We start from the raw sequence: 24,673 nt of genomic DNA on the forward strand, positions 1-24,673 counted from the left end.
GGACCGGTACCGTGGCGGAATGAGCAGCGTCTTCACCAAGATCATCGACGGGCAGATCCCGGGCCGGTTCGTCTGGTCCGATCCGGAGTGCGTGGCGTTCCTGACCGTGGAGCCCCTACGGCCCGGGCACACCATGGTGGTTCCCCGTGCCGAGATCGATCACTGGCTGGACGTACCCGACGACCTCGCCCAGCACCTGTTCACCGTGGCCCGGCACATCGGCCGGGCGCAGCGGAACGCGTTCGACCCGCGCCGGGTGGGCCTGCTCGTGGAGGGCTACGGGGTGGCGCACGTGCACCTGCACGTCTGGCCGAGCGTCTCCCCCGAGGACTTCGACCCGGGCAACGCCGAGCGCGACCCGGACCCGGCCGCCATGGACGCAGCCGCCGAACAGCTGCGGTCCCGGTTACGCGCCCACGGCCACAGCGAGTTCGTCCCGCAGGGGTGAGGTCACCTCCCGGTGGAGATGACCGGGGTTGCGAGTCAGCCCGCGGGGCGGCGGAGCATGCGGATCTCGGTCATGCCGTCCCGGCGCTCCCGGCTGGCGCCGTCGGCGGTGAACCCCGGCGGCGGTAGAACGCCACCGCGCGGTCGTTGCCACGGGCCACCCACAGGTAGGCCTCCCGGTCCCCCAGCCCCTGCGCATCATCTCCTGCGCCAGTCCGGTCCCGTGGTGTTCGGGAAGCAGGTTCAGCGCCCACACCTGACGGGGGGCCGGGGCCTCGTCCTCGCGCGGATCACCGACGCTGATGAACCCCACCGGCACTCCCCCGTGCCTGGCGATCAGGATCTGCTCCCCGCCCGGGAGCGGCTCGTCCTGGGCCAGGAGTCGGGCACGCTCGGTCCAGGGGTGCACGAACGCCTCCGGCCTCAGTCGTGCCAGCGACTGTGCGCTCATCAACCCCGCGTAGGTGCTCTGCCAGGTACGGCGGTGCGCGGCCACCAGTTCCTCCACCTCGGCCGGGCGCAACGGGCCGATCTCGTAGTCGCCCCAGGTGGTGGTGGCGGCCCGCTCCCCGGCGGCCGCCCCGGGATCACTCATCGAGCAGCTCCTCGACCCTGGTCACCTTGCCGGTCAACTCCCCTCGACGTCCCGGGCGCAGATCCGCCTTGAGCACCAGTGAGATCCGGTCGGAGTGGGCGGCGACGGCGTCACAGGCGGCCTTGATCACCGGCATGACCTCCTCCCACTCCCCCTCGATGGTGGTGAACATCGACGTCAGTTCATGCGGCAGCCCGCTGTCGCGGACCACCCGGACGGCGTCGGCCACCGCGGCGCTGACCGAGCCGTCCGGTGCGTCGGTGGTGGCTGGTGCGATGGAGAAGGCGAACAACATGCAGCCACGGTACTGCGGTGGCAACGTGCCGTCCCGTCCGTAGACTCGGAGCCATGCCAAGCACCGCCGTCCTGACCGCGCAAGCCCTGCGACCCCGGGATGTGCACCGGATCCTGCAACTGCACGCCGGAACCGAGCAGATGCAGTACCTGGTGCTGGTCCCCGTGGGGTCCGATGCCTCCACGGTGACCGAGGTGATCAACCATCTGAGCCTGGGAGACCTGCGCGAGGCATGGGACAGGATCACCGGCACCGAGGACGCCGGGGCGGACCGGGCGGCGGCCAGGGACGCGTTGGCCTCCTCCCTGGACCTGTTCGAACAGGCCGGGGCGACCGCCACCGGGGCACTGACGAGCGCCGATCCGATGGCCCAGCTGACAGCCGCCGCACGGGATCGCAGCATCACCGAGGTGATCGTGGTGACCGAGCCCCAGGCGGTGCAGGAGATCTTCAGTTCCGACTGGGCCAGTACGGCCAAGGACACCCTCGAGGTGCCGGTGCTGCACTTCTACTCCGGTACCGACCACGTCGGCTGACGGTCGCAGACACCGGGCCGCAGACTCTCAGACCCCCGGATGGTGCCGGGCCAGTTTCCGGGCGTAGTTCACCATCGCCATCGCGACGTAGAGCAGCCGCCGGGGGTGGCGCTCGGCCCGGTAGTACAGCGGGTTCGTCACCGCCCCGCTGCGCCGTATCCGGTTCACCTGCCCGCGCCCGGGCGCGGGCAGGTAGCGGCGCAGCACCGGCCAGGGCACCACGGCGAAGAGGTGTTGGGCCGTCGCCACCGGAATGGGTTCGCCGCCGCCGGCCTGCGCCGTCATCTGGCGCACCGGGCCCGCGCGCTCATCCTCGCCCGGACCGAGGCCCAGGAAGGCCTGGCCGTACATGGCTGCGACGTTGTACCCGGAGGCGGTCACCGCGTACCCGCTGCGACCCACCCTTGGGTTGATCTCCAGCAGCTGGTAGTGCCCCTCCGGGCTCCGCTTCAGATCCGCGTTGGCGAATCCCCGCCATCCGATGGCCTGCAGCAGGTTCACCACCTGTGCCACCGCTCGGGCCCGAGCGCCCACCGGGTCTCCGGTGAGTTGTGCCACGGAGTTGCCGACCGCGCTGGGCGCATGTTCCTCCAGCAGCACCTGACCGAACTGGGCCAGGCGCACCCGCCCACCGGGATCGATGAAGACGTTCACCGCCGCCATCGCACTGTCCGGACCGTCGATGTACTCCTGCACCAGCATCGGCACCGCCACCCCGGCGGTGGCCATCGTGTGCCACAGTGCGCGCAGGTGCCCGGCGTCGGCGACGGTGTGCACCTTCGCCTTGCCCGGGTAGTCCACGCCCTGCGCAGCGGCGGTGCTGGCGGGTTTGACCACGACCGGGAAGTCCAGATCCCCGCCCGGTGGCTCCTCCTCGGCGGGCACACCCCGGGCGGTGCGGGGATGGGGCACGCCGGCCTCCTCGGCCATGGCCATCAGCACCGCCTTGTCCGCGACCTGCTCCAGCAGGTGGGCTCCGGGGTAGGGCACGACCGCGCCGGCGTCCTCGAGCCGGTCCCGGACCGCCACGATCGCGGTCACCAGCCAGTCCGCACTGCCCAGCACCAGGTGGGTGGAATCGGGTTGCTCGGCCATCACCTCCAGGATCGTCTGGGCCAGGGTGTCGGTGTTGCTCAACCCGGCGCGGATCCGCAGGTCCACGATCGCGCTGTGGGCGACCGCGCCCACCTGCACCCCGGCCAGCACCACGCTGGAGACGCCATAGGCCTCATGGAAGGCCCTCGCGGTGGCATAGGCACCGATATCACCACCCACCAGGATGGGCCGGACCGCTGGGGCGCCCGGCGTATCGGAGGGTCGGGAGTCCTTGGTGCGCACCTGGCTACGTTACCCAACGGGCGGTGTCGTCGGGAGCGGCGCGCCCTACCGGCGCCACGTGCCACCCGGCATAACCTGGACGGGTGAACGCACCAGGTCAGGTCGCGCCCGAGGAGTTCGAGGCGGCGCTGTTGAGTCTGCGTGAGCACCGGCTGCGCCCGGAACTGCGCCTGGAGGAGGTGCCTCCGCCCACGCGGATCGCTCCCTATGCCCTCGCCCTGACCGGTGAGATCAACCCGAGCACCGACCCGGATGACTTCCTGGGCAACGGCCGCTTCGTGGTCCTGTACGACCCGGAGGGCCAGGAGGCCTGGAACGGCACCTTCCGGGTGATCGTCATGGCCAGGGCCCGCCTGGAGGACGAACTGGGCGCCGATGCGATGCTCGGGGAGGTCGGTTGGAGTTGGCTCACCGACGCCCTGGCCACCGAGGAGGCGGGTTACCACTCCCTGTCCGGTACTGTCACCCGGGTGCTCTCGGAGACCTTCGGGGGCTTGGAACTGCGGGGAGGCGAGGTGGAGATCGAGGTGCGTGCATCCTGGACACCCACCAGCACCGACCTTGCCCCGCACCTGCGCGCCTGGGCGCTCCTGGCCTGCCAGGCGGCCGGGCTGCCTCCGATGCCGGATAACGTCTCATCGCTGAACCGGCGCCGATGAACCAGCCGCAGCCCCTCACCGAGCCGTCCGGCGGCGTACCCGAGGTGGTCGCCACCGACGCGCAGTTGCGCGAGGTCATCACGCGTCTGGCGCAGGGAACCGGACCCGTCGCCATCGATGCCGAGCGGGCTTCGGGGTACCGGTACGGTCAGCGCGCCTATCTGGTCCAGGTGCGCCGGGCCGGCGCCGGCACCGCCCTGATCGACCCGCTCGGGGTGCCCGACCTGGGCGAGTTGTCACGGGCCCTCGGCGGTACCGAGTGGGTGCTGCACGCCGCGAACCAGGACCTGCCGAGCCTGGCCGAGGTCGCCCTTCGCCCCGATTCGCTCTTCGACACCGAACTGGCGGGCCGACTGCTGGGACGGGCCCGGGTGGGCCTGGGCACCATGGTGGAGGCCGAACTCGGCCTTTCCATGGCCAAGGAGCATTCCGCAGCCGACTGGTCCACCCGTCCGCTTCCGCACGACTGGTTGCGCTACGCCGCTCTCGACGTGGAAGTGCTCATCGAGCTGCGCCAGATCCTGTCCCGCCAGCTGGACGAGGCGGGCAAGTTGGAGTGGGCCCTGGAGGAGTTCGAGTACGTCCGCACCGCGCCCCCGCCTCCCCCGAGGGTGGACCCCTGGCGGCGCACCTCCGGGACCCACCAGATCCGGGACCGGCGCGGTCTGGCGGTGGTCCGGGAGTTGTGGATCGCTCGTGATGCCGCGGCCGCGCAGGTCGACCTGGCGCCGGGCCGGGTGCTGCCGGACCGAGCGATCATCGCCGCCGCCCAGGCGCTGCCGAAGAACACCGATGATCTTCTGGCACTGCGTCCGTTCACCAACCGTGGTGCGCGCCGCCGGCTGCGCACCTGGGCGGGCGCCATCGAGACGGCTCTGGAACTGCCCGAGAACGAACTTCCCGCGCACCGGGCCCCGCACTCCCCCGACGCCCTGCCCCAGCCACGCTCGTGGAAGGACCGCAACCCCGAGGCCGCCGTCCGGCTCGATGCGGTGCGGCCCACGATCCGGGCCCTGGCGGACGAACTGGAACTTCCGCAGGAGAACCTGCTCTCCCCCGATACCCAGCGCCGCATTGCCTGGCGACCGCCGTCGTCGGCCACCGAGGAACTCGTCGCCCAGGCACTCCGCGACCTGGGTGCCCGACGCTGGCAGGTGGAGCAGGTCACCGAGCGCCTCACCCAGGCGCTGGCCACCGGAACGCCGGTCGGGGTGCCCGAGGTCGCTGACACCGCGGACGAGGCCACCGAAACGGCAGACCAGGTCACCGAAACAGCAGGGGAGAACGCCTCCTGAGCGCTACCGCGCCGTCGTGAGATAAGGTGCGCATCAGTATCTAGTACTGACAGTCTCACGCTTTGGAGGTAGACGATGACGTTGCACGGTCGGGATGTCGTCCTGGTCGATGCCGCGCGGTCCCCGTTCGGGCGTGCCCGCGAGGACGGCCTGTACGCCCACACCCGCGCCGATGACCTCGCGGTGGCGGTGGTGCGGGACCTACTGCGCCGCAACGCGGAGCTGCCGCCGGAGCGTCTCGGGGAGGTGGCCTTCGCCGCAACCACCCAGTCCGGGGACCAGGGCCTGACCCTGGGCCGGACCGTAGGCTTGCTCGCCGGGCTGCCCCAGCACGTGCCCGGGTACGCGATCGACCGGATGTGTGCCGGGGCGATGACCGCGGTCACCCAGGTGGCGGCCTCGATCGCCGTGGGGGCGATCGATGCGGCCCTGGCCGGTGGGGTGGAGCACATGGGCCGCCACCCCCTCGGCGGCGACGCGGACCCGAATCCGCGCTTCATGACCGAGCGGCTGGTCTCCTCCGACGCCCTGGTGATGGGTGCCACCGCCGAGAACCTGCACGACCGCTACCCCGAACTGACCAGGGAGCGTGCCGACGCCTACGGCGCCGCCTCCCAGGCCAAGTACGCCCAGGCGCTCGCCGACGGGCACATCGGGGCCGATCTGGTGCCGATCGGGATTCCCGACCCCGAACGCGGGTGGGGTCTGGCCACTGCGGACGAACCCCCGCGCCCCGGCACCACCGTGGCCGCAATGGCAGACCTGCGCACCCCGTTCCGTCCCGGCGGACGCGTGACGGCGGCCACCTCCTCCCCGTTGACCGACGGCGCCACCGGGGCGGTGCTGATGGCCGCTGACACCGCAGCCGAACTGGGCCTGGCGCCGCGGATGCGGATGGTCTCCTACGCCTATGCCGGCGTCGCCCCGGAGGTGATGGGAGTGGGCCCGGTGCCGGCGACGCAGCGTGCCCTCGAACTGGCCGGGCTGAGCATCGAGGACATCGGCCTGTTCGAGATCAACGAGGCGTTCGCCGTGCAGGTGCTGGCCTTCCTGGATGCCTTCGGGATCGACGACGACGACCCCCGCGTGAACCCCTACGGCGGTGCGATCGCCGTGGGTCACCCGTTGGCGGCTTCCGGAGTGCGCCTGATGGCCCAGCTGGCCCGGGCCTTCGAAACCCGCCCCGAGGTGCGCTACGGCATCACCACCATGTGTGTCGGTCTCGGCCAGGGCGGCACCGTGATCTGGGAGAACCCCCACCACATCGAGGAGAGCCGATGAGCGAACGCATCACCCGCGCCCTGGTGCGCGACGTCGAACTGGGGGGTGTGGGCACCCTGGCCCTGGTCACCCTGGACAACCAGGCCGGTCCCACCAAGCCGAACACGCTCGGGCCCGGCGGGATGGCCGAACTGCGCACCGCGCTGGAGGGCATCACCGCCCGGGCCCGTGCGGGCGAGATCGTGGCGGCTGCGGTGACCGGCAAGATGTTCCACTTCGCCGCGGGTGCCGACCTGCACGGCGCCGCCGCCATCACCACCGAGGCCGATGCGCGCGGTATCGCCGAGACCGGGCACGAGGTGTACGCCCTGCTCACCGACATGCCGGTGCCCACGTTCGCCTACATCGGTGGCGCCGCCCTGGGTGGCGGGCTGGAACTGGCGCTGCACGCCACCTACCGCACGGTGGCCGCGCCGGTGCGCAACATCGGGCTCCCGGAGACCTTCCTGGGCCTGATCCCCGGATGGGGCGGCACGTTCCTGGTGCCGCACCTGGTGGGGATCGAGAACGCGGTGAAGGTGATCATCGAGAACCCGCTTCGCAACAACCGTCAGCTCGATGCCACCCAGGCGGTGCAGATGGGGCTGGCTGATGCGGTGCTGGACTCGGCGGACTTCCTGGCCCAGTCCCTGCGCTGGAGCGCGGCGATCCTGCGCGAGGAGGTACAGGTGAACCGGCCCGACCCGGAGGACCCGCAGGTGTGGCAGCAGGTGATCGAGGGCGCCAGGGCCAAGGTGGACCAGCGTCTGCACGGCGCCGCACCGGCCCCCTATCGGGCCCTGGACCTGCTCGAGGTGGCGTCCCGGGGTGACCGGGAGGTCTCCTATGAAGCCGAGAACGACGCACTAGCCGAACTCATCCTGTCGCCGGAGTTCTCCGCCGGGGTGTACGCCTTCGGGCTGACCACCGGACGGGCGAAGAAACCTGCCGGTGCACCCGATTCCGCACTGGCCCGCCCGGTGCGTTCGGTCGGGATCGCCGGTGCCGGGTTGATGGCCAGCCAGTTGGCGCTGTTGTTCGCCCGACGGATGAAGGTGCCGGTGGTCATGCGGGACCTGGACGACGAGCGTGCTCAGCGGGGCCTGTCGTTCGTGCACGCCGAGGTTGACAAACTCGCCGAGTCCGGACGTATCGGCGCCGATGAGGCAAACCGGCTGCGCTCGGCGGTCACCGTCACCACCGACCTGGCCGACCTGGCCGGGAAGGACCTGGTGATCGAGGCGGTCTTCGAGGAGTTGCAGGTGAAGAAGACGGTGTTCGCCGAACTCGAGCAGGTCATCGCCCCCGAAACGATCCTGGCGACGAACACCTCCGCGCTGTCGGTGACGGCGATGGCCGCCGGCCTGAACCATCCGGAGCGGGTGGTGGGCCTGCACTTCTTCAACCCGGTCGCGCAGATGCCGCTGGTGGAGGTCGTGCGTGCGGAGCAGACCGATGACGCCGCCTACGCGACCGCGTTCGCGGTTGCCAAGGAGTGCCGCAAGACGGCGATCGCGGTGGCCGACGCCCCCGGGTTCGTGGTCAACCGGTTGCTGGTGCGGTTGCTCGGTGAAGTCCTCGGCTCACTGGAGGACGGTACCGACGTGCAGGTGGCCGATGCGGCGCTGCGTCCCCTCGGGCTGCCGATGGGACCCTTCCAACTGTTGCAGCTCGTGGGTCCGGCGGTGGCCGAACACGTGCTGGACACGCTGCGGGAGCAGCTGGGCGACCGGTACCCCACCTCGCCCGGCCTGCGCCGGATCGTGGAGGACGGCGCTCGCTTCGTGGAGTTCGAGGGCCGGCCCGGCGCCGGTTCCCCGGTGAACATGCAGATCGGCTCCTACTTCGGCTCCCGCGCCGAGCAGGCCGGCGCGCAGAGTGAGACCGAGTTGCTCAACCGGGTGCGCGACGCGCTGGCCCAGGAGGTGGACCTGATGCTCGCCGAGGGCGTCGTGGGAGACAGGGAGGACATCGACCTGGGCATGATCATGGGCGCCGGCTGGCCGTTCCACCTGGGCGGCATCACCCCCTACCTGGCGCGCACGGCCTGACCCCGGGCACCTCCCCAGCCCGGAGCGGCGGAAGTCAGAAAAGACCGGGCTGGGGCGGGGCGTAGGCGGGGTCCACGCCGTCAAAGAGGCTGGAGACGGACTCACCCAGGTGGATGCGATGGATCGCCTCGGCGAACAGTCCCGAGATCGAGCGCACCCGTAACCCCGGCCACCCCTCCGGCGCCGGAACGGTATCAGTGGTGACCACCTCGGAGATCATCGGATGCTGGCTCAGCCGCGGCACAGCCCGGCCGGTGAACAGCCCGTGCGTGCACGCCACCGCGGCCTCGACGCATCCCTCCTCCCGCAGCCGCTCGAGCAGTTCCACGATCGAGCCCCCGGTGGCGATCTCGTCGTCGAGCACGATGGCTCGCTTGCCGGCCACATCCCCCACGATGGCGTCGATCACCACCCGGTCATCGGTCAGGCGCTGCTTACTGCCGGCCGCCACCGGCACCCCGAGCAACCGGGCGAACACAGTGGCGGACTTCGCGTTGCCCAGGTCCGGTGAGACCACCACCGTCTCCTCGGGATTGATCCGATCCCGGAAGTGCTCGGCCAGTACCCCCAGCGCGGTGAGGTGGTCCACCGGAACGGAGAAGAACCCGTGCACCTGCGGTGCGTGCAGGGTCATCGTCAGCACCCGGTTCGCGCCGGCGGTGGTGAGCAGGTCCGCCACCAGACGCCCACCCAGTGAGATCCGGGAGGCGTCCTTCTTGTCCGAGCGGGCGTAGGCGAAGTGCGGCATGACCGCGGTGATCTGCGCGGCCGAGGCGCCGCGGGCGGCGTCGATCATCAGCAACAGTTCCATCAGGTGCTCCTGGGTGGGCGGCACCAGGGGTTGGATGATGTAGACATCGCGCTGGCGGCAGTTCTCCCCCAGTCGGGCTTCCAGGCAGTCGTTGCTGAATCGTTTGACGCGTGAGGGTGCCACCTCCACACCCAGGTGTGCACAGATCTGGCCGGCCAACCCCGGATGAGCGCTGCCGCTGAAGACCACGATGTTGCGCATACCCGCCCTAGAGGTTCGATCGAGGTGTGAAGGATCTTCCCGAGCCTAGCGATCCACCGCGGTGCGCGGAAACTGTTCGCGCCCCACCGTTGCCTGGTGGGTCAGTTCCACTGCCACCGAAGCCGCCTGCAACGCGACATCCTGTGCGCGCAGGCCCAGGTCCGCGACCAATTCGGCCCGGGTGGCGTGGCTCAGGAACCGCAGTGGAATCCCGTGCGCCTGCACCGGCATGTGCAGCCCGCGCTCGGCCAGGCGGTCCCGGATCGCCGAGCCGAGACCGTTGCTCACCAGACCGTCCTCGATGGTCAGGACCAGGTGGTGGGCGCGGGCAAGTTCCACCAGGTCATCGGGAACCGGCAGCACCCACCTCGGGTCCACCACGGTGGCGCCGATCCCCTGGTCTGCCAACCGCTGCGACACCTCGATCGCGGTGCGCGCGAAAGCGCCGAATCCGGCCACGAGCACCCTGGCCCCGCCGTCACCGGGGGTCCTGGCGAGCACGTCCACCGTGCCCTGCTTGCCGATCTCGGGGATCGCCTCGGGCAGGGCACCCTTGGGGTAACGCAGCACCGTGGGGGCGTCGCGCACGTCGACGGCTTCACGCAGCGCACGCCGCAGAGTGTCCTCATCGCGCGGGGCGGCCAGGCGCAAGCCGGGCACACTGCGCAGCAGTGCCATGTCCCACATACCGTTGTGGCTGGCGCCGTCGTCTCCGGTCAATCCGGCGCGGTCCAGCATGAAGGTCACCCCGGCCTTGTGCAGGGCGACGTCCATCAGCACCTGGTCGAACGCACGGTTGAGGAAGGTGGCGTAGACCGCCACCACCGGATGCATCCCGGCGAAGGCCAGCCCGGCGGCGGAGGTCACGGCATGTTGTTCGGCGATGCCGACGTCGAAAACCCGGTCCGGGAACTCCTCGGCCATCGGCGCCAGGCCCACCGGGCCCAGCATGGCCGCGGTGATCCCGACGATGTCGGAGCGCACCCGCGCGATCCTGCAGATCTCATCGGCGAACACCTTGGTCCACCCGAACCGGGAGGCCTGCACCGGTAGCCCGGTCTCGGGGTGGATCACCCCGACGGCGTGGAACCGGTCGGCAGCATCGGTCTCGGCCGGGGCATAACCACGGCCCTTCTGGGTGATGGTGTGCACGATGACGGGCGCACCGAAGTCCTTCGCCGCGCGCAGTGCGCGCTCCAGCGCGTGCACGTCGTGCCCGTCCACCGGGCCGAGGTACTTGATCCCCAGACCCTCGAACCAGCCCGAGGGCCGCAGCACGTCCTTGATGCCCTTCTTCATGCCGTGCAGGGCGTCGTAGGTCAACCGTCCGGGTGGACCGCCACGGTTCAGGGTGCGCTTCCCCCAGCCCAGGATGCGTTCGTAGTTGGGGTCGACGCGCATGGCGTCCAGGTGCCGGGACAGTCCCCCGATCGTGGGTGAGTAGGAGCGCCCGTTGTCATTGACAACGATCACCAGCGGTCGGTCCGGGCCGTCGGCGATGGTGTTCAAGGCCTCCCACGCCATCCCGCCGGTCAGCGCACCGTCACCGATCACGGCGACCACGTGGCGGTCGGTGCGCCCGGCGATGACGTTGCCCTTGGCGATGCCGTCAGCCCAGGAGATCGCGGTGGAGGCGTGGGAGTTCTCCACCACGTCGTGGTCGGACTCCGCCCGCGCGGGGTAGCCGGACAACCCGCCGCGTTTACGCAGCGCGGAGAAATCGGTGCGGCCGGTGAGCAACTTGTGCACATAGGCCTGGTGGCCGGTGTCGAAGACGATCCGGTCCCGGGGCGACTCGAAGACCCGGTGCAGCGCGATGGTCAACTCCACCACGCCCAGATTCGGACCCAGATGCCCTCCGGTCTTGGACACCTCGGTGACCAGGAAGGTGCGGATCTCCGCGGCGAGGGCGCGCAGCCGCCGTGGACTCAGACCTCGCAGGGACGACGGGGAGGTGATGCGTTGAAGTTCACCCACTCGTGTCTCCTTCCCTACCCGAGCGACGCCGACTGGGGTGTCGTTGGTCCGCAGGGTAGTGGCACGCGTCGGTGCGCGCGCTTCATACTAAGCCATTTACCCTGGAACCATGCGATTCCTGCCCGGACACACCGTGCGTTCCGATCTGACCTACGGCGACGTCTTCCTGGTCCCGTCCCGTTCCGACGTGGGCTCCCGGTTCGACGTCGACCTGACCCCGGTCGACCGCGCCGGCACCACGATCCCGGTGGTGGTGGCCAATATGACCGCGGTCAGCGGCCGGCGGATGTCCGAGACCGTCGCCCGACGCGGAGGCGTGGCGATCCTGCCCCAGGACCTGCCGTTGGAGGAGGTGGCACGCACGATCGCCTCGGTGAAGTCCCGGCACCCGGTGCTGGAGTCCCCGGTGGTGCTCACGGTCACCGACACCGTGCACAACGCGGTCACCTTGATCGACAAGCGCAGCCACGGTGCGGCCGTGGTGCTCGATACCGACGACAGGCCCGTCGGTGTCCTCACCCGCGGGGACTGCCAGGGGGTGGACCAGTTCACGCAGGTGCGCGAGGTGATGACACCCGAACCCACCTGCCTCCCACTGTCGGTGCTCGACGGCGACGACGCGTTGCGGACCGCGTTCGAGACCCAGCACCGCTACCGGCGCCGGTTCTCTCCGGTCATCGACGACGACGGCGCCCTCGTCGGCGTCCTCACCCGCCTCGGAGCGCTGCGATCCTCCATCTACACCCCGGCCACCGACTCCTCGGGCCGGTTGCTCGTAGGGGCTGCGATCGGGGTGAACAGTGACGTCGTCGCGCGGGCCGAGGGGTTGCTGGCGGCGGGCGCGGACATGCTCGTGGTGGACACCGCGCACGGGCACCAGATGAAGATGCTCACCGCGTTGCGGGCGGTGCGCGGCCTGGATCCTCAGGTGCCGGTGATCGCGGGCAACGTGGTCACCGCCGACGGCGTCAGCGACCTCGTCGAGGCAGGTGCCGACATCGTCAAGGTCGGTGTGGGTCCGGGGGCGATGTGCACCACGAGGATGATGACGGCGGTGGGCAGGCCACAGTTCTCCGCGGTGGCCGAGTGTGCGGAGCGGGCCCGCTCGCTCGGTGCCCACGTGTGGGCCGACGGCGGGGTCCGCTACCCGCGCGACATCGCCCTGGCCCTGGCGGCCGGTGCCAGCCAGGTGATGGTCGGATCCTGGTTCGCCGGTACCCACGAGTCAACGGGTGACCTGCACACCGACACCGATGGGCGCCTGTACAAGGAGTCCTTCGGGATGGCCTCGGCGCGGGCGGTCGCCGCCCGCGCGTCTGCTGCCGCCACCGCGTTCGAGCGGGCCCGCCGGGCCCTGTATGAGGAGGGCATCTCCTCCTCGCGGATGTACCTGGACCCGGACCGCCCGGGGGTGGAGGATCTGCTGGACCACATCACTTCCGGCCTGCGCAGCGCCTGCACGTATGCCGGAGCCGCCACGATGGCCGAGTTCGCCGAGCGGGCGGTGGTGGGCCTGCAGTCGGCTGCAGGGTATGAGGAGGGACGTCCGCTGCCGGCGGGATGGTAGCCAGGGCCGACCGCGCTGCGGTGCCACCCCGCGGGTCGGCGATGGCGGCCGGGAAGTGGTCCAGTGGCTGCGCCGAGACAGGATCGGTGATCAGGGTGTTCGCGGCCGGCGGACCCGCCGCCGCGGCGGGTGGACGGGCCGACCCGCAGCCGGGTGTGTCCGGCTGCGGGTCGGAATGGTTCGGAGCGCGCTGTGTCGGTTCAGGCCGCCACGAGGGAGCGCAGCACGTACTGCAGGATGCCGCCGTTGCGGTAGTAGTCGGCCTCACCCGGGGTGTCGATCCGCACCACGGCGTCGAAGGTGACTTCCTCGCCGTCGTCCTTGGTGGCGGTGACCTTGACCGTCTTCGGGGTACGGCCCTCGTTCAGCTCGGTGATACCGCTGATGTCGAACGTCTCGGTGCCGTCCAATCCGAGGCTGTCGGCGCTCTCGCCCTCGGGGTACTCCAGGGGCAGCACGCCCATCCCGATCAGGTTCGACCGGTGGATCCGCTCGAAACTCTCGGTGATGACCGCCCGCACGCCCAGCAGCAAGGTGCCCTTGGCCGCCCAGTCCCGGGAGGAACCGGAGCCGTACTCCTTGCCACCCAGCACCACCAGCGGGATGTTCTCCTCGGCGTAAGCCTGCGCGGCGTCGTAGATGGAGGTCTGCTCGCCGGTGAGGAGGTTCTTGGTGAACCCGCCTTCGACGCCGTCCAGCAACTGGTTGCGTAGCCGGATGTTGGCGAAGGTGCCCCGGATCATCACCTCGTGGTTACCGCGGCGGGAGCCGTAGGAGTTGAAGTCCCGCCGGGCCACCCCGTTCTCGGTCAGGTACCGGCCCGCCGGGGAGTCCGGCTTGATCGCACCGGCCGGCGAGATGTGGTCGGTGGTGACCGAGTCGCCGAGTTTGGCGAGCACCCGGGCCCCGGTGATGTCCTCGACCGGTGTCGCCTCGCGCTCCATGCCCTCGAAGTACGTGGGCTTGCGCACATACGTCGACTCCGGGTCCCAGGCGAAGGTGTCGCCCTCCGGGGTCTGCAGCGCGCGCCAGTGATCGTCACCGGCGAAGACGTCGGCGTAGTCGGAGGCGAACATCTCCCGGTTGATGTTCTCGTCGATGGTGCGCTGTACCTCGTCGGTGTCGGGCCAGATGTCCCGCAGGAACACCTCGTTGCCATCGCTGTCGGTACCCAGGGGCTCGTTGGCGAAGTCGAAGTCCATGGTGCCGGCCAGCGCGTAGGCGACCACCAGCGGCGGTGAGGCCAGGTAGTTCATCTTCACGTCCGGGTTGATCCGGCCCTCGAAGTTGCGGTTACCGGACAGCACCGAGACCACCGACAGGTCGTGCCGGTTCACGGCCTCGGTGACCTCCTCGTCCAGCGGACCGGAGTTGCCGATGCAGGTGGTGCAACCGTAGCCGACCAGGTGGAAGCCCAGCTTCTCCAGGTAGGGCCACAGCCCGGCCTTCTCGAAGTAGTTCGTGACCACCTGGGAGCCAGGTGCCAACGAGGTCTTCACCCAGGGCTTGGAGACCAGCCCCCGGTCCACGGCGTTGCGGGCCAGCAGGCCCGCGGCCATCATCACCGAGGGGTTGGAGGTGTTCGTGCAAGAGGTGATCGAGGCGATCGCCACGTGCCCGTGGTCCAGCTCGTACGTGGTGCCCTCCGGGGTGGTCACCTCGGTGGGGTTGGAGGCCCGCTGGTAGGACGCCGGTGGCGTCGGCGAGTGGGAAGGCGCCCCGGCCTGGGATGACTCCGCGTTGGCAGGCTGCGCCGTGGCGTCGGAGGCCGGGAACGTGTCAGCCAGGCGGCTGTCCACCGGGCTCTTCTCGATCCCCTCGCCGTTCACTGCATAGTTCTTCAGGTCCGCGAGGAACTGTTCCTTGGAGTTGCTCAGCGCGATCCGGTCCTGGGGTCGTTTCGGTCCGGCGATCGAGGGCTCCACGGTGGACAGATCCAGGGTGAGGTACTCGGAGTAGGCAGGTTCGATGTGCTCCTCGGCCGATGGATCCAGCCACATGCCCTGTTCCTTGGCGTAGGCCTCCACCAGCGCGACCTGTTCGTCGCTGCGGCCGGTCAGGCGCAGGTAGTCCAGGGTGACCTCATCGATGGGGAACATCGCCGCGGTCGAGCCGAACTCCGGGCTCATGTTCCCGATCGTGGCGCGATTGGCCAGCGGCACCTGGGCCACGCCCTCGCCGTAGAACTCCACGAACTTGCCGACCACACCGTGCTCACGCAGCATCTCGGTGATGGTCAGCACCACATCGGTCGCAGTCACGCCGGAGGGAATCTCCCCTTCGAGTTTGAACCCCACCACCCGCGGGATCAGCATCGATACCGGCTGGCCGAGCATGGCGGCCTCGGCCTCGATCCCTCCGACGCCCCAGCCCAGCACACCCAGGCCGTTGACCATCGTGGTGTGGGAGTCGGTACCGACCAGGGTGTCGGGGTAGGCGCGCAGCACCGCGTCCTCGCCCTCACCGTGCTCGCGGGTCATCACCACGCGAGCCAGGTACTCGATATTGACCTGGTGGACGATACCGGTGCCCGGCGGCACCACCTTGAAGTCATCGAAGGCCGTCTGACCCCAACGCAGGAACTGGTAGCGCTCGTGGTTGCGCTGGTACTCGAACTCCACATTGCGCGCGAACGCGTCCCGGGTACCGAAGACGTCGATCTGCACCGAGTGGTCGATCACCAACTCAGCCGGGGACAGCGGGTTGATCGAGGCCGGGTCCCCGCCGAGGTCGGCCACGGCCTCGCGCATCGTGGCCAGGTCCACCACGCACGGCACGCCGGTGAAGTCCTGCATCACCACCCGGGCCGGGGTGAACTGGATCTCGTGCGAAGGCTGGGCCTGCGGGTCCCACCCGGCCAGGGTGCGGATATGGTCGGCGGTGATGTTGGCACCATCCTCGGTGCGCAGCAGGTTCTCCGCGAGCACCTTGAGGCTGTACGGCAACCGCTCGGCACCGGGCACCGCGCTGAGGCGGTAGATCTCGTAATCGGTTCCCTGGACGGACAGGGTGGACTTGGACGAAAAACTGTCCACGTGGCTCACGGTGGCTCCTTGCGTCGACGGCGTGGATGTCCCTGGCACCATCCTGGCACTTCCGGGACACGAGCGTCCGATATTTATCTTGATGTCGAGATAATCCTATCGGGGTGCCGGCGGATGCGCCACTCACACGCCGGGGGCCAGCACGGCCACGCACTCCACGTGATGGGTGTGGCTGTACAGGTCGAACGCGGTCAGGCTCGCCAGTTCATACCCGACGTTCCTGGCCGCGGCAGCATCCCGGGCGAGCGCGGCCGGATCGCAGGCCACGTACACCACCCGTTCCGGGCCGGTCGCCACAAGAGCGCGCATCACCGCTTCCCCGGCTCCGGAACGCGGCGGATCCAGGACGACGACGTCGGCTCTCCCGTCGTCGCCACCCGCCTGGGCGTGGCCGGTGACGAATCTGCGCACGTCGGCATCGTGGAGATGGATCTGGTCCAGTCCGTGGGCGTTTCGGCGGGCATCGCGCACCGCCCCGGAAGCGCCCTCGACGGCGTCTACCCGCCCCTGCGCACCCACGGCCGCGGCCAGTGGCGCGGTGAATAGACCCGAGCCGGAGTACAGTTCCAGGACGCGCTGGCCCGGCCGGAGTTCTGCCGCCCGGAGCACTTCGGCCACCAACGCCGCCGGGGCTCCGGCATGGGCCTGCCAGAAGCCATCGGCACTGACCCGGTAGGTGTAGGTCTGCTCGCCGGTCCGGACCACCTCACGAACCCGGGCGGGTCTGTCCGTGTTCCCGGCGGCGCGCCGTCCGCGTGATCTGGCCTCGCTCGGACGGCCGTCCACGAGAACCACCGGGGCCCCGGCGGAAGGTGCGACCGCCTGGATCCGCGCGCCGGCCGGCCAGGTGCGCCCGAGCAGGTCCAGCTCATGGATCCGCGCGTGGGCCAGCGGCAGGGAGCCCACCCCGAGCACCGCATCGCTGCGGTGACCGTGCATGCCGGCCCGGCCCTCGCCGTCGGCTATCAACGTGACCCGGGTGCGGTACCCGGTGCCCGGTACCGGGCTCGGCCCCTCGGGCAGCGGCACGTACTCGACCTGCAGCGGCGCCACCGCGGGGTGGTCGGGGCCGATATGCCCGATGCGACGCAGCGCGTCGGTGATCACGTCCCGTTTCCAGGCGCGCTGGGCCGGGAGGGCAACGTGAGCCAGTTCCCCGCCACCCACGCCACCGGGCCCGGCCTCGGGCCAGACGCTGGGGACCCGGTCCGGCGAGGGCTCCAGAACCTCGATCGCATCAGCGCGCCAGTAGCGGCTGGTGGCGTCGGTGACCCTGGCCCGGACCCGCTCGCCGGGCAGTGTGTGCCGCACGAATACCACCCGCCCGTCGTGGCGCGCCACGCAGTGGCCGCCGTGGGCCGGCGGGCCGATGGTCAGGTCCAGCAACTGATCGGGCATTGGTGCTCGCCTTCGCGGGTGTGAGTGACGTTCGAGCGTACTGGCCCTCGACCCCGGTCCTGACCCTCGAACGCAGGGCTAGCGCCGGGGGCGGGCGCGGTCCGTGCTCGGGCCACCGTCCGGGCCGGCCGCACCATCCGGGCCGGCCGCACCGTCCGGGCCGGCCGCACCATCCGGGCCGGCCGCGCCGTCCGGGTTCGGCGCGCAATCGGGGCCCGCCACGGCGTCAGTGGTGGCCGGGCCGTCAACGGTGCTGTCAGCCTCGGGGGCGTCGACGATGGCCTCCTCCTGTGCCTGCCTCGAAGCCTTGATCAGCGGATGCACCAGCAACCAGGTCAGATACAGCACCACCGCCCACAGCGGCACCCCCATCACCAGCCGGGCGGTCCCCAACCAGCCAACCTGAGCATTGAGGTAGAGCGGCAACTGCACCCCCAGTCGCAGCCCGAACAAGAGCACCCACAGCGCCGTGGCCCAACTCAGGATCCGAACCGCGGCACGGTCCTGGCGCCATTGCCCGAAACCGGGCATCAACGCACCGACGAGCACTCCCACCAGTGGGCGCCGCGCAAGGATAGAGCCCAGCGACACCAGGACGCCGATCGCGTTGACGTACAGCCCCCATACGAAGAAGTCCTCGGCCTGCCCGGTCCGCCACGCCCAGACGGTCCCGATGCCGACCCCGACCAGACCGCCGAAGACGTAGTTCAACGAACTGCGAGAGACCAGGCGGCTCAATGCCGCCACCACCGCCAATGCTCCTGCGCCGATCAGCGACCAGGTCAGATCCCGGGTGGCCACGAAGACCACCACGAACACCAGGCCCGGTGCGATCGACTCCAGCAACCCGCGAACACCGCCGACAGAGGCGGTCAGGTCGAACTGCCCCTGACCCAGTTGTTGCACGCCGCGGCCGGGCACGGCCGGACCGGACCCGGCGGGGCGATCGGCGGAGGTCATCGCACCTCGGTGATCTCCGGCCCCCGCTTGGGCAGCCGGATCGTGAGCCGTTCTTCCTGGGCCGGTGCCTGGGGCTGCGCCGACTGGCCAGGCAGGTGCAGGCTGAGCAATTCACGCGGCGGACGCGGTTCATTGCCACGGTCCACCACGATCCCGGCGAAGATGTCCTCCATCACCTCGGCGGCTTGGGCCTCCACGGTCGCCTTCCCGGTGAGCACACCGCGCAGGAACCAACGAGTGCCGTCGACCCCCAGGAACCGCGCGGGTCTGGTCCCACTGCGACCGTCGGGCATCCGCACCGGCAGGCGGGCCAGCAGTTCCCGACCGAACGCACCCGTGCGTTCGTCCGCGCTGCCGCCCTGCTTCTTGATCGACTCGGCGATCTCGGCCCGCAACTCCTCCCACAGCCCTTCGCTGCGGGGTGCAGCGAAGGGCTGCACCTGCAGCGCGGACCCCTCCAGGGCAAGGTTGACCGCCACGATTCGCCGGGTCTTCTTGTCCAGTTCCATCCGCACCTGCAGCCCGGGCCGCTTAGGGATACGAACCGCACCGAGATCGATCAGACCCTCCTCGGACGGAGCTTCGGCCACGTCCCAGGGACCATGGGCCGGTTCGCCACGGGCGTCGTCGGCCCCGGACCCGTCCTCGTCGGCATCGACGGCGCCATCGGGGTCCTCGAGGTCCGCGTCATCACGCTCGTCCTCGCTGGTGTTCCAGTGGGCGAGTTCGGACTCGTCGGGCCCGATCACGCCTCCGGCGCGGGTGCGCCGGTCCTTTCGTTTGAACCACCTCATGACTTGGCCTCTCCTCCGCTCCGGGTGGCCTGCTCCTGCGGGAGGAAACCACCGGTCGACCCGAACCCCGCGTCCCCACGCGCGGTTCCCGGCAACCGGTCCACCTGAATCAGGCGGGCCCTGCTCACCTGCTGGATGACCAGTTGGGCGACCCTGTCCCCTCGTTTCAGGTGGGCCGGTGCTCTGGTGTCCGTGTTGGCCAGGATAACGTTGATCTCCCCCCGGTAGCCCGCGTCGACGGTGCCGGGTGCGTTCACCACGGTGATCCCGTGCCGTGCGGCCAGACCCGAGCGCGGGTGCACGAACGCGGCGTACCCCTCGGGCAGGGCGATGGCGATTCCGGTCGGCACCTTCGCCCGTGCACCCGGAGACAACTCGACGTCGGTGCGGGCGTGCAGGTCCAGACCGGCATCGCCGGGATGGGCGTAGGAGGGCAGCGGGAGGTCGGCGTCCAGTTGCTGGACCAGTACCGGTACCTGCGCGCCGGGATCATCAGGCTGTGTCACACGCTCGAGCCTACTCGGTGCATCGGCGTCCTCTCCGCGGTGTCCGTGGGGCGCGCGCCGGTGGCTGCCGGGCGTGGCAGGCTTGGAGCATGTCCGGCTCCGCTGCACCGCCGCCCGGGAACGCTCCCGCGGGCACCGATGAGGTCTACTCCGAACGTCTCCTCCCCACCCCGCTGATGTGGCTGCTCGCGCCCGCGGTGGGCCTTGCCCTGTGGTTCATCTTCTCTGCTGTGCACAACGTGGCCGGCACCGTGGTGGCGCTGTTGGGTGCCTTCGGCGTCGCCGCGGCGCTGTGGGCGGGCTCCCCGGTGGTCCGGGTCCGCGCGGCACCGGAGGGCGTGCGATGGCTGCACGCCGGCCGGGCCCGCATCGAGGCGGACCACCTGGGGCCGGCGCGCAGCCTGGACGTGGTCCAGATGCAACAGGCGATGGGGCCCCAACTGCGCAGCGACGCCTATGTGTGCCAGCGGCCCTGGGTGCACACCGGGGTGCGGGTGCCGGTGATCGATCCGACCGATCCCACCCCGTACTGGCTGGTCGCCACCCGGTTCCCCGAGCGCCTCGTGGCCGCGCTCGGTCAGCAGCACGCGAACTGACCGAGCACTGGCTCGCTGGGACCGACCTAACTCAGGCGGCGCACTCCGAGCAGACCGGCTGGCCACCCTCCTGGTAGGCCAACTGGCTGCGGTGGTGAACGAGGAAGCACCGGGAGCAGGTGAACTCATCGGCCTGCGGCGGCACCACGGTGACCGAGAGTTCCTCCCCGGACAGGTCGGCCCCGGGGAGTTCGAAACCCTCGGCGACCTCCGCCTCGTCCTCGTCCACCGAGGGGGAGTTCTTCTCTGCCCGACGGGCCTTCAACTCCTCCAGCGAGTCCTCGCTGAGGTCCTCTTCGGTCTTGCGCGGTGCGTCGTAGTCGGTGGCCATGGGGCGGGGACTCCCGTTCGTAAACAGTGATTCGGCAGGTCTGTAGCATGCTCAACGCACGCGGTCAGATTTTGTTCCGATCGGCTCTGGTGCGTGGAGGTGGCGATGGGATTGTGCCTGATCCGAACCGAAATTGCACGTCTGTTCGCCCATCGCGTGAACTCAAGTCCGTTCCGGCCCGGGCCCGGGCGCCCGGAGTCGGTCCGCGACGGCCGCGTGGAAGGGGCGCGCGGGCCCAGAGTTCATGCGCCACACCGAGCAGAATCCGGGCGGAGCCGGACATCTGCTGGCAGGGTGAAGACCGCAGACCTTCTGGAGGTGCCATGGCTGATCTAGAACTCGTCGGGATCCATCCCGACGGGGATCACCTCATCCTGATCGACCCCGACGGCGATCGGCACCGGCTCACGATCGATGAGGCACTGCGTGCCGCCGTACGCCGGGACCGTCCGCACCTGGAGAAGGTGCGCTCCGAAGTCGCGCCGCGACCACGCCAGATCCAATCGATGATCCGGGCCGGCGCCTCGGCTGAGACCGTGGCGGCCGAAGCCGGCTTGCCGGTGGAGCAGGTGCGCCGCTACGAGGGCCCGGTACTGGCCGAGCGCGAGTACGTGGCCGGCCGGGCGCGCGCGCTGCACATCGGCCACTCCGCCGGCTCCCCCACCCTGGGTGAGGTGGTCCTGGACCGGCTGGCGGCGCGGGGCGTGAGCGAGGAGTCGCTGACCTGGGACGCGCGCCGTCAGAACACCGACCCCTGGCACGTGGTCGCCTCCTTCCATGCCGGCGACAAGGACCAGGAAGCGGCCTGGGAAGTGGACCTGACTGCGGGAACCTTCACCGCACTCGACGACGAGAGCCGCTGGCTCTCCGAGACCGACCTGGCCGGCGGCAGCCGGCACCTGAGTTCGGTACGCGGTGCCCGCCTCTACGACGTGGAGACCGACGCCGACATCGCCCCGGCGCTGCATGCGGTGGATGCGGTGATCCGGGACTCCCGGCCCCGGATCGTGCCGGACATCCGTCCCGCTGATCCCGAGGTCGACCACGACACCCCGGCCGGTTCGGCGGAGCACGGCGACGCCGACTCGCCGGCCCAGGAGGCCAGTACCGAGACCCTGCTGGCGGAGTTGAACGGCTCACGCGGGGTCCGCCAGCGGGTGGAGATCGACGATGAGGCACTGGCCGAGCAGGTCCTGCGCGACGGCGAGCAGCAACCCACCTTGTGGGATGAGGCCCCAGGTGCCCATCCGGCCGCCTCGCGGCCACAGGACGCCACCGACGCCACCATCCTGCCCGGCCCCGGATCGGCTCCGGACGCGGTGGCCGAACCGGCGAGCAACGACCGCAGTGCCGACAGCAACGGTCGCGACAGCACCGCAGGAGATGACGGCACCACCGGGCCGGGCGCGAAGCCGTCCGAGGCGTCCACCGGGCCGGACAAACGCGCCGGCCGACGTGCGCGGCGCAGTCGTCGCACCAGTGTGCCGTCCTGGGACGAGATCGTCTTCGGCGCCAAGAACGACTGAGCAGGCCAAGAACGACTGAGCAGTCAGTCGCCGTCAACCCCGGGCAGGCCGCAGGTCTTGGCGTCCACGCCGAACCCGTCCAGACTGAGCGTGTCCGGTGACGGCGTGACCGCGCGCGCCGCGGCTGCTGTCAGTCGACGCACGTGGTGGCGGCGGCAGAGCACCTCGTAGGCGACCTGCGCACTGGAGCCGGTGTCGGCCACCACCACCTGCTCACCGTCGATGACCATCCGTCCACCGACCGTCCGGGCGTTGTGGGTGGCGCGCCGCCCGCACCAGCACAGTGCCTGCACCTGCAGCGTCTCGACGCGGTCGGCCAGTTCCATCAAGCGGGCCGAGCCGGCGAACATCCGGGTGCGGAAGTCCGTCATGATTCCGAAGGTGAAGACGTCGATGTCCAACTCATCGACCAGCCGGGCCAGTTGGTCCACCTGTGTGGCGGAGTAGAACTGCGCCTCGTCGCAGACCAGGTAGTCCACCACCCCGCCGCGCATCCGGCGCTGGGTCACATCCGCCCAGAAGTCGGTCCCAGGACCCACTTCGATCGCGGCACGACTCAGCCCGAGCCGGGAGGAAATCTTCGCATCACCGGCCCGGTCATGCTGGGTATAGATCAACCCCCGCCGTCCCCGGCGGGCGTGGGTGTAGTCCATCTGCATCGCCAGAGTCGACTTGCCGCAATCCATCGTCCCGGCGAAGAACACCAGTTCCGCCATCAGCCCAGTACCGCCACCAGGGGCACGTCCTGCTCGGCTGCTGAGGTGGAGCCGTGCATCCCCACCAATCCCAGTGATGCGGCGGACTGTTGTGCGCTGTCCTGGATGGCGACCCGTCCCTGCGTGGCCACCACCACGTCCCCGATGATCTCCTCGGCATGCGGGGCCACCGGGCCGAAGTAGTCCGCCGCTATCGCATCCGCCCTGGTGAGCACCACCGCGCGCGTCCCGAGAACCTCGGCCCAGCGAGCGGCCACCGCCTCCGGCTCACGGGTGTAGACGTGGCGGAAGCGGTCCTCTCCCCCGATCAGGTCCACTCCTCGGGAGAGTTCGGGGTGCGTGGCGGCATCGATCCGACCCGCCCTATCGTCCACCTCCTGCCGGGGGATATCGATCATGCCGTGGTCAGCGGTGACCAGCATGCCGGTACCCAGCGGGAGCAACCGCGCCAGGCGCTCCAGTTCGGAATCGAGCCGGGCCAGTCCGCCGGCCCAGTCCGCGCCCTCCCAACCGTGCTGGTGGGCGATGGAGTCCAGTTCCCCCCAGTACAGGTAGACCAGGTCCACCCCGGGGTCACGCAACTGTGCGATAGCGGTGTCGACGCGGGCGGGCAACGATTCAGCCGGGTGGTACCGGGCTCCGCGCAGCGCGGCGACGGTGAGCCCGGAAGCCTCAAACTGCCACGGTCCGATCGAGACGGCCAGGCTGCCGGAGGCGAGCATCTGCTCGAACACCGTGGGTTCGCGCTGCCACATGCCCGGATCCGCGCCCCCGTTCCAGGAGATCAGGTTCAGCAGGCCGGCCGTGGCCGGGTTGCGCACCGCATACCCGAGCATCGCGGTGGCGCCCGCGCGCTGAGCGGTGCCCAGGTAGGACAGGTTCGTGGCGGTGGAGGTGGGCAGCGTCGCGGCCAGTTTGGTCACCGGCGCCCCGGCGCCCGTCTGGGCGGTCAGTTGTCCGGTCAGGAACGGCGCGTGCTCGCCCCGGCCGGAGAGGTTGTGCCAGCCGAGGCCGTCGACGAGCACCACACACCAGCACCGCACCGACGGTAGCCCCAGGGACACGCGGGCGCGCCCGGCGGCGTCGCTGAAGGGTTCACGATCACCCGTGGCGGCACCGAGCAGGACGTCGCCCAGCACCGGGGTCATTGCGTGGTAGCCGCCGAGAGCGCGGCGGCGAACGCCAGCGCCGCGGCCGTGGCCTCGCGACCCTCCGCGGCGGCGCTGATCCGGACCACGAGGTCATCGGGGACTGCGGTACCGGCGTAGCCGTGGTCCGCTTCGCAGTCGGGGTCCGGGCAACTGGCGGGCTCAAGGTCCAGTCGCTGCACCGAACCCCAGTTCAGGGCGAGGGTGATCTCGCTGGCCCCTGTGCCCGGGGTGTAGGTGGCCGGGTCGGAGACGACGTGGGTCAGCGCCACCGACCGGATCGAGGACAGCGCCACCGACTCGGTGGTAGCCGCAGCCGAGTGCCCGTCGTCGGGGCTGGAGCCGGGTACGTCGTCTACGTGGGCGATGATCAGCCGGGTCGGGGTCAGCGTCAGCGCGGTCACATGACGGCGCACCTCGGAACGGTCGAACACCGTCTCGGGGTGGACCAGGTGGGCCACGATCTCCTCATCGGCAAGGGCGATTTCCAGGACCTCGGCAACCAGTGCCGGGTAGTACCCCGCACGGTCGATGTCGGACCGCAACTGCCGCAATTGCTGTGTGTGTGACTTTGGCACGCCTCTAGTGTCCCACTTGTTGCCAACCCTCGGTGTCCGTACAC

23 protein-coding genes are annotated in these 24,673 nt (G+C 70.2%); 9 read left to right on the top strand and 14 right to left on the bottom strand.

Annotation, left to right across the window (positions count from 1 at the left end):
* The first annotated feature begins 19 nt into the window (after nt 1–19).
* Nucleotides 20–448: an HIT family protein gene (locus tag ACO0LV_RS01165; protein WP_424786024.1), complete on the top strand. Its 429-nt coding sequence runs from the start codon at nt 20–22 to the stop codon at nt 446–448.
* On the opposite strand, the gene ACO0LV_RS01170 is transcribed toward ACO0LV_RS01165, so the two are convergent.
* Both ACO0LV_RS01170 and ACO0LV_RS01175 read right to left on the bottom strand, forming a co-directional pair.
* Nucleotides 407–1,042 carry a GNAT family N-acetyltransferase gene (locus ACO0LV_RS01170; RefSeq protein WP_424786025.1) on the bottom strand — a complete coding sequence of 212 codons (636 nt, stop codon included), beginning with the start codon at nt 1,040–1,042 and terminating at the stop codon, nt 407–409. The genes ACO0LV_RS01165 and ACO0LV_RS01170 overlap by 42 nt on opposite strands.
* A complete protein-coding gene (locus ACO0LV_RS01175; RefSeq protein ID WP_424786026.1) occupies nt 1,035–1,337 on the bottom strand; it encodes a thiamine-binding protein in 303 nt (100 codons plus the stop codon). Before ACO0LV_RS01175 ends, ACO0LV_RS01170 begins: the two co-directional genes overlap by 8 nt.
* A gap of 53 nt (nt 1,338–1,390) precedes the next feature.
* Between ACO0LV_RS01175 and ACO0LV_RS01180 the strand changes: the two genes are divergently transcribed.
* Nucleotides 1,391–1,873, top strand: a complete 483-nt coding sequence (locus tag ACO0LV_RS01180) for a hypothetical protein (RefSeq protein WP_424786027.1) — start codon at nt 1,391–1,393, stop codon at nt 1,871–1,873.
* Nucleotides 1,874–1,900: 27 nt separating this feature from the next.
* Here the strand turns inward: ACO0LV_RS01180 and ACO0LV_RS01185 are convergent, their stop codons facing one another.
* On the bottom strand, nt 1,901–3,211 hold the full coding sequence (locus ACO0LV_RS01185; protein ID WP_424786028.1) for a carboxylate--amine ligase: 1,311 nt from the start codon (nt 3,209–3,211) through the stop codon (nt 1,901–1,903).
* 83 nt (nt 3,212–3,294) lie between these two features.
* On the opposite strand from ACO0LV_RS01185, the gene ACO0LV_RS01190 reads away from it, so the two are divergent.
* The 4 genes from ACO0LV_RS01190 (at nt 3,295) to ACO0LV_RS01205 (ending at nt 8,476) form a co-directional block, all read left to right on the top strand.
* Complete coding sequence (locus ACO0LV_RS01190; RefSeq protein ID WP_424786029.1) at nt 3,295–3,870, top strand: DUF3000 domain-containing protein; 576 nt, start codon at nt 3,295–3,297, stop codon at nt 3,868–3,870.
* On the top strand, nt 3,867–5,165 hold the full coding sequence (locus tag ACO0LV_RS01195) for an HRDC domain-containing protein (protein WP_424786030.1): 1,299 nt from the start codon (nt 3,867–3,869) through the stop codon (nt 5,163–5,165). Before ACO0LV_RS01190 ends, ACO0LV_RS01195 begins: the two co-directional genes overlap by 4 nt.
* Before the next feature lie 75 nt (nt 5,166–5,240).
* Nucleotides 5,241–6,446, top strand: coding sequence for a thiolase family protein (locus ACO0LV_RS01200; protein ID WP_424786031.1), 1,206 nt, complete (start codon nt 5,241–5,243; stop codon nt 6,444–6,446).
* The gene (locus ACO0LV_RS01205; protein WP_424786032.1) at nt 6,443–8,476 is read left to right on the top strand and encodes a 3-hydroxyacyl-CoA dehydrogenase NAD-binding domain-containing protein; all 2,034 of its coding nucleotides are present in this window, start codon (nt 6,443–6,445) and stop codon (nt 8,474–8,476) included. The genes ACO0LV_RS01200 and ACO0LV_RS01205 overlap by 4 nt, the downstream gene beginning before the upstream one ends.
* Before the next feature lie 34 nt (nt 8,477–8,510).
* Here ACO0LV_RS01205 and ACO0LV_RS01210 read toward each other — a convergent pair whose 3' ends face one another.
* Together ACO0LV_RS01210 and dxs are read right to left on the bottom strand one after the other, a co-directional pair.
* Nucleotides 8,511–9,488, bottom strand: coding sequence for a ribose-phosphate diphosphokinase (locus ACO0LV_RS01210; protein ID WP_424786033.1), 978 nt, complete (start codon nt 9,486–9,488; stop codon nt 8,511–8,513).
* Between the two features lie 45 nt (nt 9,489–9,533).
* Nucleotides 9,534–11,465: a 1-deoxy-D-xylulose-5-phosphate synthase gene (gene dxs, locus ACO0LV_RS01215; protein WP_424786034.1), complete on the bottom strand. Its 1,932-nt coding sequence runs from the start codon at nt 11,463–11,465 to the stop codon at nt 9,534–9,536.
* Nucleotides 11,466–11,574: 109 nt separating this feature from the next.
* On the opposite strand from dxs, the gene ACO0LV_RS01220 reads away from it, so the two are divergent.
* On the top strand, nt 11,575–13,032 hold the full coding sequence (locus tag ACO0LV_RS01220; protein ID WP_424786035.1) for a GuaB1 family IMP dehydrogenase-related protein: 1,458 nt from the start codon (nt 11,575–11,577) through the stop codon (nt 13,030–13,032).
* Between the two features lie 200 nt (nt 13,033–13,232).
* Here ACO0LV_RS01220 and ACO0LV_RS01225 read toward each other — a convergent pair whose 3' ends face one another.
* The 5 genes from ACO0LV_RS01225 to dut form a co-directional block, all read right to left on the bottom strand.
* Nucleotides 13,233–16,076: an aconitate hydratase gene (locus ACO0LV_RS01225; protein WP_424786036.1), complete on the bottom strand. Its 2,844-nt coding sequence runs from the start codon at nt 16,074–16,076 to the stop codon at nt 13,233–13,235.
* Nucleotides 16,077–16,199: 123 nt separating this feature from the next.
* On the bottom strand, nt 16,200–17,474 hold the full coding sequence (locus ACO0LV_RS01230) for a class I SAM-dependent RNA methyltransferase (RefSeq protein WP_424786037.1): 1,275 nt from the start codon (nt 17,472–17,474) through the stop codon (nt 16,200–16,202).
* A gap of 78 nt (nt 17,475–17,552) precedes the next feature.
* On the bottom strand, nt 17,553–18,434 hold the full coding sequence (locus ACO0LV_RS01235) for a DUF3159 domain-containing protein (RefSeq protein ID WP_424786038.1): 882 nt from the start codon (nt 18,432–18,434) through the stop codon (nt 17,553–17,555).
* A complete protein-coding gene (locus tag ACO0LV_RS01240) occupies nt 18,431–19,228 on the bottom strand; it encodes a DUF3710 domain-containing protein (protein ID WP_424786039.1) in 798 nt (265 codons plus the stop codon). Before ACO0LV_RS01240 ends, ACO0LV_RS01235 begins: the two co-directional genes overlap by 4 nt.
* On the bottom strand, nt 19,225–19,734 hold the full coding sequence (dut, locus tag ACO0LV_RS01245) for a dUTP diphosphatase (RefSeq protein ID WP_424786040.1): 510 nt from the start codon (nt 19,732–19,734) through the stop codon (nt 19,225–19,227). Before dut ends, ACO0LV_RS01240 begins: the two co-directional genes overlap by 4 nt.
* Nucleotides 19,735–19,823: 89 nt before the next feature.
* Between dut and ACO0LV_RS01250 the strand changes: the two genes are divergently transcribed.
* Nucleotides 19,824–20,330: a DUF3093 domain-containing protein gene (locus ACO0LV_RS01250; protein WP_424786041.1), complete on the top strand. Its 507-nt coding sequence runs from the start codon at nt 19,824–19,826 to the stop codon at nt 20,328–20,330.
* Between the two features lie 31 nt (nt 20,331–20,361).
* Here ACO0LV_RS01250 and ACO0LV_RS01255 read toward each other — a convergent pair whose 3' ends face one another.
* Entirely contained in the window at nt 20,362–20,661 is a 300-nt protein-coding gene (locus ACO0LV_RS01255) for a DUF4193 domain-containing protein (protein ID WP_424786042.1), read from the bottom strand.
* Between the two features lie 323 nt (nt 20,662–20,984).
* Here ACO0LV_RS01255 and sepH point away from each other — a divergent pair, with 323 nt between their 5' ends.
* The gene (gene sepH, locus ACO0LV_RS01260; protein WP_424786043.1) at nt 20,985–22,187 is read left to right on the top strand and encodes a septation protein SepH; all 1,203 of its coding nucleotides are present in this window, start codon (nt 20,985–20,987) and stop codon (nt 22,185–22,187) included.
* 23 nt (nt 22,188–22,210) lie between these two features.
* Here the strand turns inward: sepH and ACO0LV_RS01265 are convergent, their stop codons facing one another.
* Genes ACO0LV_RS01265 through ACO0LV_RS01275 form a run of 3 tightly spaced genes read right to left on the bottom strand, consistent with a single transcriptional unit; the run spans nt 22,211 to nt 24,629 of the window.
* Nucleotides 22,211–22,903, bottom strand: a complete 693-nt coding sequence (locus ACO0LV_RS01265) for a thymidine kinase (protein ID WP_424786044.1) — start codon at nt 22,901–22,903, stop codon at nt 22,211–22,213.
* Nucleotides 22,903–24,051 (bottom strand): alkaline phosphatase family protein, encoded by a 1,149-nt coding sequence (locus ACO0LV_RS01270; protein ID WP_424786045.1) that lies wholly within the window; start codon nt 24,049–24,051, stop codon nt 22,903–22,905. The genes ACO0LV_RS01265 and ACO0LV_RS01270 overlap by 1 nt, the downstream gene beginning before the upstream one ends.
* Complete coding sequence (locus ACO0LV_RS01275) at nt 24,048–24,629, bottom strand: DUF5998 family protein (RefSeq protein WP_424786046.1); 582 nt, start codon at nt 24,627–24,629, stop codon at nt 24,048–24,050. Before ACO0LV_RS01275 ends, ACO0LV_RS01270 begins: the two co-directional genes overlap by 4 nt.
* Between the last annotated feature and the right edge of the window lie 44 nt (nt 24,630–24,673).

The sequence above is a fragment of the Pseudactinotalea sp. Z1739 genome (assembly GCF_049725055.1).
Taxonomy (GTDB): domain Bacteria; phylum Actinomycetota; class Actinomycetes; order Actinomycetales; family Beutenbergiaceae; genus CALKWS01.

Bases quoted from the DNA above. Each gene is read 5' to 3' on its own strand.
- ACO0LV_RS01165 (WP_424786024.1), top strand. From the start codon at position 20: ATGAGCAGCGTCTTCACCAAGATCATCGACGGGCAGATCCCGGGCCGG.
- ACO0LV_RS01170 (WP_424786025.1), bottom strand. From the start codon at position 1,042: ATGAGTGATCCCGGGGCGGCCGCCGGGGAGCGGGCCGCCACCACCACC.
- ACO0LV_RS01175 (WP_424786026.1), bottom strand. From the start codon at position 1,337: ATGTTGTTCGCCTTCTCCATCGCACCAGCCACCACCGACGCACCGGAC.
- ACO0LV_RS01180 (WP_424786027.1), top strand. From the start codon at position 1,391: ATGCCAAGCACCGCCGTCCTGACCGCGCAAGCCCTGCGACCCCGGGAT.
- ACO0LV_RS01195 (WP_424786030.1), top strand. From the start codon at position 3,867: ATGAACCAGCCGCAGCCCCTCACCGAGCCGTCCGGCGGCGTACCCGAG.
- ACO0LV_RS01200 (WP_424786031.1), top strand. From the start codon at position 5,241: ATGACGTTGCACGGTCGGGATGTCGTCCTGGTCGATGCCGCGCGGTCC.
- ACO0LV_RS01205 (WP_424786032.1), top strand. From the start codon at position 6,443: ATGAGCGAACGCATCACCCGCGCCCTGGTGCGCGACGTCGAACTGGGG.
- ACO0LV_RS01210 (WP_424786033.1), bottom strand. From the start codon at position 9,488: ATGCGCAACATCGTGGTCTTCAGCGGCAGCGCTCATCCGGGGTTGGCC.
- ACO0LV_RS01220 (WP_424786035.1), top strand. From the start codon at position 11,575: ATGCGATTCCTGCCCGGACACACCGTGCGTTCCGATCTGACCTACGGC.
- ACO0LV_RS01230 (WP_424786037.1), bottom strand. From the start codon at position 17,474: ATGCCCGATCAGTTGCTGGACCTGACCATCGGCCCGCCGGCCCACGGC.
- ACO0LV_RS01235 (WP_424786038.1), bottom strand. From the start codon at position 18,434: ATGACCTCCGCCGATCGCCCCGCCGGGTCCGGTCCGGCCGTGCCCGGC.
- ACO0LV_RS01240 (WP_424786039.1), bottom strand. From the start codon at position 19,228: ATGAGGTGGTTCAAACGAAAGGACCGGCGCACCCGCGCCGGAGGCGTG.
- ACO0LV_RS01250 (WP_424786041.1), top strand. From the start codon at position 19,824: ATGTCCGGCTCCGCTGCACCGCCGCCCGGGAACGCTCCCGCGGGCACC.
- ACO0LV_RS01255 (WP_424786042.1), bottom strand. From the start codon at position 20,661: ATGGCCACCGACTACGACGCACCGCGCAAGACCGAAGAGGACCTCAGC.
- sepH (WP_424786043.1), top strand. From the start codon at position 20,985: ATGGCTGATCTAGAACTCGTCGGGATCCATCCCGACGGGGATCACCTC.
- ACO0LV_RS01265 (WP_424786044.1), bottom strand. From the start codon at position 22,903: ATGGCGGAACTGGTGTTCTTCGCCGGGACGATGGATTGCGGCAAGTCG.
- ACO0LV_RS01270 (WP_424786045.1), bottom strand. From the start codon at position 24,051: ATGACCCCGGTGCTGGGCGACGTCCTGCTCGGTGCCGCCACGGGTGAT.